The sequence below is a fragment of the Citrobacter sp. S55_ASV_140 genome (genome assembly GCF_018919505.1).
In the GTDB taxonomy this organism is placed as follows: Bacteria; Pseudomonadota; Gammaproteobacteria; order Enterobacterales; family Enterobacteriaceae; genus Citrobacter; species Citrobacter werkmanii.
The window spans coordinates 1-10,359 of sequence record NZ_JAHLQZ010000151.1 but is presented as its reverse complement, the minus strand read 5'-3'; the positions used below and the strand labels follow the sequence as shown (position 1 = coordinate 10,359).

12 protein-coding genes are annotated in these 10,359 nt (G+C 53.6%); 8 read left to right on the top strand and 4 right to left on the bottom strand.

What is annotated here, in order from left to right:
• Window positions 1-88: 88 nt before the first annotated feature.
• Window positions 89-907 carry a DUF72 domain-containing protein gene (locus KQJ18_RS18060; RefSeq protein ID WP_216422429.1) on the bottom strand — a complete coding sequence of 273 codons (819 nt, stop codon included), beginning with the start codon at window positions 905-907 and terminating at the stop codon, window positions 89-91.
• Window positions 904-1,470, bottom strand: coding sequence for a hydrolase (locus KQJ18_RS18055; RefSeq protein ID WP_038641434.1), 567 nt, complete (start codon window positions 1,468-1,470; stop codon window positions 904-906). Before KQJ18_RS18055 ends, KQJ18_RS18060 begins: the two co-directional genes overlap by 4 nt.
• Window positions 1,471-1,736: 266 nt before the next feature.
• Between KQJ18_RS18055 and aspS the strand changes: the two genes are divergently transcribed.
• From aspS to ruvB, 6 genes are all read left to right on the top strand, one after another.
• A complete protein-coding gene (gene aspS / locus KQJ18_RS18050; RefSeq protein ID WP_042307805.1) occupies window positions 1,737-3,509 on the top strand; it encodes an aspartate--tRNA ligase in 1,773 nt (590 codons plus the stop codon).
• Window position 3,510: 1 nt separating this feature from the next.
• Window positions 3,511-3,954, top strand: a complete 444-nt coding sequence (gene nudB, locus KQJ18_RS18045; protein ID WP_038641430.1) for a dihydroneopterin triphosphate diphosphatase — start codon at window positions 3,511-3,513, stop codon at window positions 3,952-3,954.
• Between the two features lie 28 nt (window positions 3,955-3,982).
• Entirely contained in the window at window positions 3,983-4,726 is a 744-nt protein-coding gene (locus KQJ18_RS18040; RefSeq protein WP_006684137.1) for a YebC/PmpR family DNA-binding transcriptional regulator, read from the top strand.
• Between the two features lie 34 nt (window positions 4,727-4,760).
• Window positions 4,761-5,282: a crossover junction endodeoxyribonuclease RuvC gene (ruvC, locus tag KQJ18_RS18035; protein ID WP_003034867.1), complete on the top strand. Its 522-nt coding sequence runs from the start codon at window positions 4,761-4,763 to the stop codon at window positions 5,280-5,282.
• 80 nt (window positions 5,283-5,362) lie between these two features.
• Window positions 5,363-5,974, top strand: a complete 612-nt coding sequence (gene ruvA, locus KQJ18_RS18030) for a Holliday junction branch migration protein RuvA (RefSeq protein ID WP_038641428.1) — start codon at window positions 5,363-5,365, stop codon at window positions 5,972-5,974.
• 8 nt (window positions 5,975-5,982) lie between these two features.
• Window positions 5,983-6,993 carry a Holliday junction branch migration DNA helicase RuvB gene (gene ruvB, locus KQJ18_RS18025; RefSeq protein ID WP_005120696.1) on the top strand — a complete coding sequence of 337 codons (1,011 nt, stop codon included), beginning with the start codon at window positions 5,983-5,985 and terminating at the stop codon, window positions 6,991-6,993.
• 78 nt (window positions 6,994-7,071) lie between these two features.
• Here the strand turns inward: ruvB and znuB are convergent, their stop codons facing one another.
• Window positions 7,072-7,857: a zinc ABC transporter permease subunit ZnuB gene (gene znuB, locus KQJ18_RS18020; protein ID WP_069324707.1), complete on the bottom strand. Its 786-nt coding sequence runs from the start codon at window positions 7,855-7,857 to the stop codon at window positions 7,072-7,074.
• On the bottom strand, window positions 7,854-8,609 hold the full coding sequence (gene znuC / locus KQJ18_RS18015; protein ID WP_006684140.1) for a zinc ABC transporter ATP-binding protein ZnuC: 756 nt from the start codon (window positions 8,607-8,609) through the stop codon (window positions 7,854-7,856). Before znuC ends, znuB begins: the two co-directional genes overlap by 4 nt.
• 78 nt (window positions 8,610-8,687) lie before the next feature.
• Between znuC and znuA the strand changes: the two genes are divergently transcribed.
• Together znuA and mepM are read left to right on the top strand one after the other, a co-directional pair.
• On the top strand, window positions 8,688-9,632 hold the full coding sequence (gene znuA, locus KQJ18_RS18010; RefSeq protein WP_038643243.1) for a zinc ABC transporter substrate-binding protein ZnuA: 945 nt from the start codon (window positions 8,688-8,690) through the stop codon (window positions 9,630-9,632).
• A 15-nt stretch (window positions 9,633-9,647) separates the two neighbouring features.
• The coding region (gene mepM / locus KQJ18_RS18005) for a murein DD-endopeptidase MepM (RefSeq protein WP_216422427.1) at window positions 9,648-10,359 on the top strand (712 nt) is incomplete at its 3' end.

Here is a 10,359-nt window from a genome sequence, read left to right as displayed (position 1 = left end):
GGGGATTCTCTCACTTGCCATCTTCCTGCAACTCGAATTATTTAGAGTATGGTTGAGTTGATGGCACTGTCTATGATAGGTGGCAATTTCAGAAAAGAGAAGATTGCTGTGGAATAGACGGTGCTGATCCGATCTCTGGCAGGACGCTACGTAAATCCGCCCATAACGTGTCTACCAGCTCCGGGGCCTGCGCGATATCCGGCGTATGTAAAAAAAGATACGGCGTCGTGGATTGTTGCCACTGCGACAGCTTGGTTAACCAAACTGCAAATAACTGCCGGTTTTGTGCCATATCATCGCTACCGATAAAACGCACCATCGGATGATTGGCTGTTACCACTGCATGAACCGGAACCTTTGGTTTCTTACGCTGAGCTTCGCGTACCGCTTCAGTATGCGGGATGGCGGCATGCACCGGGCGACTGTCTAAAATCACCCGGTTTACACCTCGCTCATGCAGGCCGCGATTCAGTTGCTGCTCGGCTTCGCCTTTGGCAAAGAAGTCCGGATGGCGAACTTCGACACCGTAGGTAAAGGATTTGGGGAGCGCGTCGAGAAACGGCCACAGAGCGGACAGATCGCGTGGGGCAAAGGTGGCGGGTAATTGTAACCAGTATTGCCCGATGCGCGCCTCCAGCGGTGACATGCGCGTGAAAAATTCCTGTACCAAATCATCACAGTTACGCAATGCGGCCTGATGTGAAATGGTGGCCGGAAACTTAAAACAAAATCGAAACGCATCGGTGGTTTGTGCATGCCAGCGGGCGACAATCTCGGCTTTTGGCAACGCATACAGCGTGGTGTTGCCTTCCACGCAGTTAAAGTGCCGGGCATACTCTTCCAGGTTGGTGATCCCAAGTCGCACCCATCTCGGGTGCGACCACTGGGGTAAGCCGATATAGATCATAACGCGTGCAGGATCTCGTCCACACTGCGCACGCGCGCAATGCGTGGGAAAATGTGTGTCATGCTGCCTTGATGCTGGTCAGCACTGGCGGCGCTACAGGCATCTTCCGCAACAATCAGATTGAATCCTAGCTCCCACGCGTTTCGCGCGGTGGATTCCACGCCAATATTCGTGGAAATGCCACACAGGACGATGGTATCGATACCCCGGCGGCGCAACTGTAGCTCGAGATCGGTACCGTAGAACGCGCCCCACTGACGTTTGGTGACTTCCAGATCGCTGGCGCATTTGCCCAGGGCTTGCGGATAATCCCACCAGTTGTCGGGTAACGCTTTGGCCGGGGCCTGGGCATCAACCGGCTGTTTCAGCGCTTCAGCATAATCATCAGACCAGCCAACGCGTACCATCACTACTGGAGAACCCTTAGCACGAAATTTTTCCGCCAATCGTGCGGCGCGGATAACCACATCGTGTGCCGTATGTGGTCCGCCAGCGAAAGGCAGGATCCCTTCCTGTAAGTCAATAACGACAAGGGCGGTTGTTGTTGCGTTCAGTTCCAGCATGGTCACTCCAGTAAAAAATAAGAATTCCGTTACACCTTAATCGCGAATCAGTGTGAAAGGGGCGACAATTTTTGTTATTTTTTGTGAGATTACGCAATGCCCGTCGAGGAAACAGGCGTACAGTCAGTACCGGACTTATCGTGCGGCAGAATTTCCAGTATAATAGCCGCCTTTTTTCATTCAGTTGTGACATTCAGCTAAAGCTGCGACTTCGTCATCTGCGAGACAGATGACAATCCGCCTGCGGCAAAGTTAAGGGATATCTCATGCGTACAGAATATTGCGGGCAGCTACGTCTGTCCCACGAGGGGCAGCAGGTGACTCTGTGTGGTTGGGTCAACCGTCGTCGTGATCTTGGTAGCCTGATCTTTATCGATATGCGCGACCGCGAAGGTATCGTGCAGGTATTTTTCGATCCGGACCGTGCGGACGCGTTAAAGCTGGCCTCCGAACTGCGTAATGAGTTCTGCATCCAGGTTACGGGCACCGTGCGTGCGCGTGATGCGAAAAACGTCAATGCCGATATGGCGACTGGCGAAATTGAAGTACTGGCGTCCGATCTGACCATCATCAACCGCTCAGACTCACTGCCGCTGGACTCTAACCACGTTAATACCGAAGAAGCGCGTCTGAAGTATCGTTATCTGGATCTGCGTCGTCCTGAAATGGCGCAGCGCCTGAAAACACGCGCCAAAATTACCAGCCTGGTGCGTCGTTTTATGGACGATCACGGCTTCCTCGACATCGAAACCCCGATGTTGACCAAAGCGACGCCGGAAGGCGCGCGCGACTATCTGGTGCCTTCCCGCGTTCATAAAGGCAAGTTTTACGCGCTGCCGCAGTCTCCTCAGCTGTTCAAACAGCTGCTGATGATGTCTGGCTTTGACCGTTACTATCAGATCGTAAAATGCTTCCGCGATGAAGACTTACGTGCTGACCGTCAGCCTGAATTTACCCAGATCGACGTCGAGACGTCTTTCATGACTGCGCCGCAGGTGCGTGAAGTAATGGAAGCGTTAGTACGGAATCTGTGGCTGGAAGTGAAAGGTGTGGATCTCGGTGATTTCCCGATCATGACCTTTGCCGAGGCTGAGCGCCGTTACGGCTCCGATAAACCAGACCTGCGTAACCCAATGGAACTGGTTGACGTCGCTGATCTGGTGAAAGACGTTGAGTTCGCGGTGTTCTCTGGTCCGGCGAACGATCCGAAAGGCCGTGTAGCCGCTCTGCGCGTACCGGGCGGTGCGAGCTTAAGCCGTAAGCAGATCGATGATTACGGTAACTTTATTAAGATCTACGGCGCGAAAGGTCTGGCTTACATCAAAGTCACCGAGCGTGCGAAAGGTCTGGAAGGTATCACCAGCCCGGTGGCTAAGTTCCTGAACGCAGAAATCGTGGAAGCGATTCTGGCGCGTACCGGAGCGCAAGACGGCGACATGATTTTCTTCGGTGCCGACAACAAGAAAGTGGTTGCCGACGCGATGGGCGCGCTGCGTCTGAAACTGGGTAAAGATCTGAGCATTACCGACGAGTCGAAATGGGCGCCGCTGTGGGTCATCGACTTCCCGATGTTTGAAGACGATGGTGAAGGCGGTCTGACCGCGATGCACCACCCGTTCACCTCGCCGAAAGACATGACCGCTGCTGAGCTGAAAGCTGCGCCGGAAGATGCGGTTGCCAATGCTTACGATATGGTTATCAACGGCTATGAAGTAGGTGGTGGTTCCGTACGTATTCACAACGGTGACATGCAGCAGACCGTATTCGGTATTCTGGGCATTAACGAGCAAGAGCAGCGCGAGAAATTCGGCTTCCTGCTGGATGCGCTAAAATATGGTACTCCGCCGCATGCGGGCCTGGCGTTTGGTCTGGATCGTCTGACCATGTTGCTGACGGGTACTGATAACATTCGCGACGTTATTGCCTTCCCGAAAACGACGGCAGCCGCGTGTCTGATGACTGAAGCGCCAAGCTTCGCTAACGAAGCAGCGCTGGCGGAACTGAGCATTCAGGTTGTGAAGAAGGCCGAGAATAACTGATATGAAGTACAAACAGCCTGTCTCGGTGTTGGTCGTGATTTATGCAAAGGACACCGGGAGAGTGCTGATGTTACAGCGACGCGACGATCCTGACTTCTGGCAGTCGGTCACCGGCAGTCTGGAAGAGGGTGAAACCGCGTCGCAGGCCGCCATGCGCGAAGTAAAGGAAGAGGTCGCCATTGATGTTGCGACTGAGCAACTGACCTTAATTGACTGTCAGCGCACGGTGGAGTTTGAGATTTTTAGCCATTTACGTCATCGCTATGCGCCGGGAATTGAACGTAATACTGAATCCTGGTTTTGCCTGGCACTTCCCTCAGAACGAGAGATCGTGTTCACCGAACATCTGACCTATCGTTGGGTTAATGCGGTTGAAGCCGCCCAGTTAACCAAGTCGTGGAGTAATCGGCAGGCGATTGAAGAATTTGTGATTAACGTCGCCTGAGAAGGCGCGCTTTTTGGAGATATTATTTATGGCAGGTCATAGTAAATGGGCCAATACCAGACATCGTAAAGCCGCGCAGGATGCCAAGCGCGGTAAAATTTTTACCAAAATCATTCGTGAGCTGGTGACGGCGGCTAAACTGGGCGGGGGCGATCCGGATGCTAACCCGCGTCTGCGCGCGGCGGTGGATAAAGCGCTGTCCAACAACATGACCCGTGACACCCTGAATCGTGCCATCGCGCGTGGCGTGGGCGGTGATGAAGACTCGAATATGGAGACCATCATCTATGAAGGTTACGGCCCTGGCGGCACCGCGGTGATGATTGAATGCCTGTCTGACAACCGTAACCGTACCGTGGCTGAAGTACGTCATGCATTCAGCAAAACCGGCGGTAACCTGGGCACCGACGGCTCTGTGGCTTACCTGTTCAGCAAAAAAGGCGTGATCTCTTTTGAGAAAGGCGACGAAGACACCATCATGGAAGCGGCGCTGGAAGCCGGTGCTGAAGATGTAGTGACCTACGACGACGGCGCAATTGATGTTTACACCGCGTGGGAAGAGATGGGCAAAGTGCGTGACGCGCTGGAAGCGGCTGGCCTGAAAGCAGACAGCGCTGAAGTGACGATGATCCCGTCCACTAAAGCAGACATGGATGCAGAAACGGCACCGAAACTGATGCGTCTGATCGATATGCTGGAAGACTGCGACGACGTACAGGAAGTTTACCACAACGGTGAAATCTCCGATGAGGTTGCTGCGACCTTAGAATGATGTGGTTAAGCCATAAAGTAACAGGAGATGCGTGATGTCTATTATTCTCGGCATTGACCCGGGGTCACGCATTACCGGTTATGGCGTAATCCGTCAGGTCGGCAGGCAACTGACCTACCTCGGCAGCGGCTGTATTCGCACCAAAGTCGACGATCTTCCATCACGTCTGAAGCTGATTTATGCGGGCGTGACGGAGATAATCACCCAGTTCCAGCCGGACTATTTTGCCATTGAGCAGGTTTTTATGGCGAAGAATGCCGACTCGGCGCTAAAGCTGGGGCAGGCGCGCGGCGTGGCAATCGTTGCGGCGACCAATCAGGACCTTCCGGTCTTTGAATACGCGGCCCGCCAGGTAAAACAGACCGTGGTTGGTATCGGTAGTGCGGAAAAAAGCCAAGTGCAGCATATGGTGCGTACGCTACTGAAGCTGCCCGCCAACCCGCAGGCGGACGCCGCGGATGCGTTGGCGATTGCCATTACCCACTGCCATGTCAGTCAGAATGCCATGCAAATGAGCGAGTCGAGGCTGAATCTGGCGCGAGGTCGGTTACGTTAGTGACAAATGAGGCTGGATATCTATCCAGCCTTTTTTTATGATAGCGCATTACCTTTTAGCCCTTAACGCAGGAGCGTCATGTGATAGGCAGACTCAGAGGCATCATTCTTGAAAAACAACCCCCGCTGGTCCTTCTGGAAACCGGTGGGGTAGGCTATGAAGTGCATATGCCCATGACCTGTTTCTACGAGCTGCCGGAAGCCGGACAGGAAGCGATTATCTTCACCCATTTTGTGGTGCGTGAAGACGCGCAGTTGCTGTATGGCTTCAACAACAAGCAAGAACGCACGCTATTTAAAGAGTTAATTAAAACCAACGGCGTAGGCCCGAAGCTGGCGCTGGCGATCCTCTCCGGTATGTCTGCCCAGCAGTTCGTGAATGCCGTTGAACGTGAAGAACTTGGCGCGTTGGTGAAGTTACCCGGCATTGGAAAGAAAACTGCCGAGCGTTTGATTGTAGAAATGAAGGACCGCTTTAAAGGTCTGCATGGCGATCTCTTTACCCCGGCGGCGGATCTGGTCCTGACCTCTCCGGCAAGTCCGGCAACGGAGGACGCCGAGCAGGAAGCGGTTGCTGCGCTGGTGGCGTTAGGCTATAAACCACAGGAAGCCAGCCGCATGGTGAGCAAAATTGCCCGCCCTGATGCCAGCAGTGAAACCCTGATTCGTGAAGCGCTTCGCGCGGCATTGTGAGGTAAAGGATGATTGAAGCAGATCGCCTGATTTCGGCTGTCAGCACGACACCTGAAGACCTGGTGGATCGTGCGATCCGCCCTAAATTGCTGGAAGAGTATATTGGCCAGCCTCAGGTACGCTCGCAAATGGAGATTTTTATTCAGGCGGCAAAGCTGCGCGGTGATGCCCTCGATCACCTGCTGATTTTTGGTCCTCCTGGCCTCGGTAAAACCACGCTTGCCAATATTGTGGCCAATGAAATGGGCGTCAACCTGCGCACCACATCCGGACCTGTGCTGGAGAAAGCGGGCGATCTGGCGGCGATGCTCACTAACCTTGAACCCCACGATGTTCTCTTTATCGATGAAATCCATCGCCTGTCGCCGGTGGTGGAAGAGGTGCTGTATCCGGCGATGGAAGATTATCAACTGGATATCATGATTGGCGAAGGGCCTGCTGCACGTTCAATTAAGATCGATCTGCCGCCGTTTACCCTGATTGGGGCGACGACGCGCGCCGGGTCGTTAACGTCCCCGCTGCGTGATCGCTTTGGTATTGTGCAGCGACTGGAGTTCTATCAGGTTGCCGATCTGCAGCACATTGTCGGACGTAGCGCCCGCTTCATGGGACTGGAAATGAGCGATGAAGGGGCGTTGGAAGTGGCGCGTCGCGCCCGTGGTACGCCGCGTATCGCCAACCGTTTATTACGCCGGGTACGTGATTTTGCGGAGGTGAAGCATGACGGCACCATTTCGGCGGATATCGCCGCTCAGGCGCTGGATATGCTCAACGTCGACGCGGAAGGCTTCGATTATATGGACCGCAAGCTGCTGCTGGCGGTGATCGATAAATTCTTCGGTGGACCGGTCGGCCTGGATAACCTGGCGGCGGCGATCGGGGAAGAACGTGAAACCATTGAGGATGTGCTGGAGCCGTATCTGATTCAGCAAGGTTTTCTGCAGCGTACGCCGCGCGGAAGAATGGCAACGGTGCGCGCCTGGAACCATTTCGGGATCACGCCGCCAGAGATGCCTTAGCGGCTGAAGTCGCTACGCTCACCAGGCCAGGGCGATTTTGTAGGCCCGGTAAGCGCAGCGCCACCGGGCAACACTCGCTTAGCTCGCCTGCTTTTTCATCATGCTGAAGATAAACAGCAGCGCGGCACACAGCACCACGGATGGCCCTGCTGGGGTATCATAAAAGGCTGAGAAGGTCAGCCCCCCTGTAACCGCTATCATACCCACACCAACGGCGACGCCTGCCATCTGTTCCGGTGTGCGGGCGAAACGACGGGCGGTTGCCGCAGGGATGATCAGCAGAGAGGTGATAATCAGCGCCCCGACAAACTTCATCGCCACACCGATAGTTAAAGCTGTAACCAGCATCAGCAACAGCTTAACGCGTTGCAGCTTCACGCCATCAACAAAAGCCAGATCCGGACTGATGGTCATCGACAGCAGGTTGCGCCACTGCCAGAACAGAATCGCCAGAACGATAATCACGCCAATGGCGATGGAGATGAGATCTTCTGGCGTCACGGCGAGTAAATCACCAAACAGGTAGGCCATCAGATCCACGCGGATGTTTGACATCAAGCTGACGACAACCAGCCCCAATGACAACGCGCTGTGCGCCATAATACCAAGCAAGGTATCGATCGCGAGGTGAGGGCGCTTCTCCAGCCATACCAGACCGGCCGCCAGCATCAGGGTCACGGCAATGACGGCATAGAAAGGATTTACATTCAGCAGCAGACCAAAAGCGACGCCCAGCAGTGAAGCGTGGGCCAGCGTATCACCAAAATAAGACATACGACGCCAGACGACGAACGAGCCGAGTGGGCCGGCGGCACAGGCCAGCATGATCCCGGCTAACCAACCGGGTAATAACAATTCAATCATGAGTGACCATTTCCCCGGCGTAAGACGATACGACCCTGTAAATCGTGGCGATGATTATGATTATGACGGTAAATTCCGAGTTGTTCGGCGCCGCGTTGCCCGAACATTGAGATGAATTCCGGGTGCATGGAAACCACTTCTGGCGCGCCGGAACAGCAAATATGATGGTTGAGGCACAGCACTTCATCGGTTTTAGCCATCACCAGATGCAGGTCATGGGAAACCATCAGTACGGCGCAATCCAGTTCACGTCGTAACTGGTCGATAAGATCGTACAGTGCGACCTGACCATTGACATCCACACCCTGGGTCGGTTCATCAAGAACCAGTAGCTGAGGCTTATTCAATAAAGCACGGGCCAACAGGACGCGTTGCGTTTCCCCGCCAGAGAGTTTTTGCATCGGCGCATTCATCAGATGCCCGGCCTGAACGCGCTTCAGTGCCGGAAGAATATCCTCCTTTTTGGTGCCGGGACGTAAGCGCAGAAAACGACTGACCGTCAGTGGAAGCGTGGTATCGAGGTACAGCTTTTGCGGCACATAGCCAATCCGCAATTGACCATTACGCTTGATAACTCCCTCGTCAGCCGCTACCAGCCCTAAAACAACGCGCACCAGGGTTGACTTCCCGGCACCATTTGGGCCGAGAAGCGTCAAAATTTTACCGGGTCGAAGTTCAAGCGATACGTCAGAAAGGACGCGGCGTTGACCATAAGAGACCGAGACATTTTCCAGTGAAACCAAAGTCGTCATATCAATTTTAGTCTTGCAGAAGTTATAGAATGTTATAATATCACATTTCTTACATTCGTTACGATGATTGGTCGCATTATGTTACATAAAAATACGCTTCTTTTCGCAGCATTATCCGCTGCTCTTTGGGGTAGTGCAACACAGGCGGCAAATGCTGCCGTTGTGGCGTCTCTTAAGCCGCTGGGATTTATCGCTTCAGCCATTGCTGATGGGGTAACTGATACCCAGGTTCTGCTGCCTGACGGGGCTTCCGAACACGATTACTCACTGCGTCCTTCAGACGTAAAACGCTTACAGGGCGCGGACTTAGTCGTGTGGATTGGACCTGAGATGGAAGCGTTTATGGAAAAGTCAGTCAAGAATATTCCTAACGCGAAACAGGTAACGATTGCGCAGCTTAATGACGTGAAACCGTTACTCATGAAAGGTGCTGACGACGACGATGACGATCATGGACACAGCGATGCGGGTGGTGAAAAAAGTGACGAGCATCACCATCACGGCGATTACAACATGCATCTTTGGCTCTCCCCAGAGATAGCGCGGGCCTCAGCGGTTGCAATCCATGAAAAATTAGTGGAACTTATGCCGCAAAGTCGAGCCAAACTTGACGCCAACCTGAAGGATTTTGAGGCACAATTAGCCGCAACCGATAAGCAGGTAGGTAACGAGCTCGCGCCGCTCAAGGGCAAAGGTTATTTCGTTTTTCATGACGCCTATGGCTACTACGAGAAACACTACGGACTAACACCGCTTGGTCACTTTACCGTGAACCCTGAGATTCAACCTGGTGCGCAGCGTTTACATGAAATAAGAACACAGTTGGTTGAGCAAAAAGCAACCTGCGTTTTTGCTGAGCCACAGTTCAGGCCAGCGGTCGTTGAAGCCGTCGCGAGAGGGACAACCGTTCGAATGGGAACGTTGGATCCACTCGGAACGAATATCAAACTGGGTAAAACAAGCTATTCAGCGTTTTTGAACCAATTAGCCAACCAGTATGCGAGCTGCCTGAAAGGAGATTAATGAGGAAGTGAATACGTGCAACAGATAGCCCGCTCTGTCGCTCTGGCATTTAATAATCTGCCGCGACCCCATCGCGTTATGCTGGGGTCGCTTACCGTACTGACATTGGCCGTCGCTGTCTGGCGGCCCTATGTTTACCACCCCGATTCTGCACCCATCGTCAAAACTATCGAGCTGGAAAAAAGCGAGATTCGTTCTCTGTTGCCTGAGGCCAGCGAACCTATCGATCAGGCCGCTCAGGAAGATGAAGCTATCCCCCAGGATGAACTGGATGACAAAACGTCTGGTGAGGCCGGTGTGCATGAGTATGTCGTCTCTACGGGCGATACGCTGAGCAGTATTCTGAATCAGTACGGCATCGATATGGGTGACATCAGCCAGCTTGCTGCTTCCGATAAAGAGTTGCGTAACCTGAAAATTGGCCAGCAACTTTCCTGGACGCTAAGCGCGGAAGGTGACCTGCAACGCCTGACCTGGGAAGTTTCTCGTCGCGAAACCCGTACTTACGATCGCATTGCGACGGGTTTCAAAATGAGTAGCGAAATGCAGCAGGGCGATTGGGTTAACAGCCGTATCAAAGGCACAGTCGGCGGGAGCTTCGTTGCCAGTGCTAAAGATGCCGGGCTGACCAGCTCTGAAATCAGTGCGGTGATCAAGGCCATGCAGTGGCAGATGGATTTCCGCAAACTGAAAAAAGGCGATGAGTTCTCGGTGCTGATGTCTCGCG

Excerpts from the sequence above, each read along its gene's own strand:
- KQJ18_RS18060 (WP_216422429.1), bottom strand. The coding sequence starts at position 907 with ATGATCTATATCGGCTTACCCCAGTGGTCGCACCCGAGATGGGTGCGA.
- KQJ18_RS18055 (WP_038641434.1), bottom strand. The coding sequence starts at position 1,470 with ATGCTGGAACTGAACGCAACAACAACCGCCCTTGTCGTTATTGACTTA.
- nudB (WP_038641430.1), top strand. The coding sequence starts at position 3,511 with ATGAAGTACAAACAGCCTGTCTCGGTGTTGGTCGTGATTTATGCAAAG.
- aspS (WP_042307805.1), top strand. The coding sequence starts at position 1,737 with ATGCGTACAGAATATTGCGGGCAGCTACGTCTGTCCCACGAGGGGCAG.
- znuC (WP_006684140.1), bottom strand. The coding sequence starts at position 8,609 with ATGACGACTTTGGTTTCACTGGAAAATGTCTCGGTCTCTTATGGTCAA.
- znuA (WP_038643243.1), top strand. The coding sequence starts at position 8,688 with ATGTTACATAAAAATACGCTTCTTTTCGCAGCATTATCCGCTGCTCTT.
- znuB (WP_069324707.1), bottom strand. The coding sequence starts at position 7,857 with ATGATTGAATTGTTATTACCCGGTTGGTTAGCCGGGATCATGCTGGCC.
- KQJ18_RS18040 (WP_006684137.1), top strand. The coding sequence starts at position 3,983 with ATGGCAGGTCATAGTAAATGGGCCAATACCAGACATCGTAAAGCCGCG.
- ruvC (WP_003034867.1), top strand. The coding sequence starts at position 4,761 with ATGTCTATTATTCTCGGCATTGACCCGGGGTCACGCATTACCGGTTAT.
- ruvB (WP_005120696.1), top strand. The coding sequence starts at position 5,983 with ATGATTGAAGCAGATCGCCTGATTTCGGCTGTCAGCACGACACCTGAA.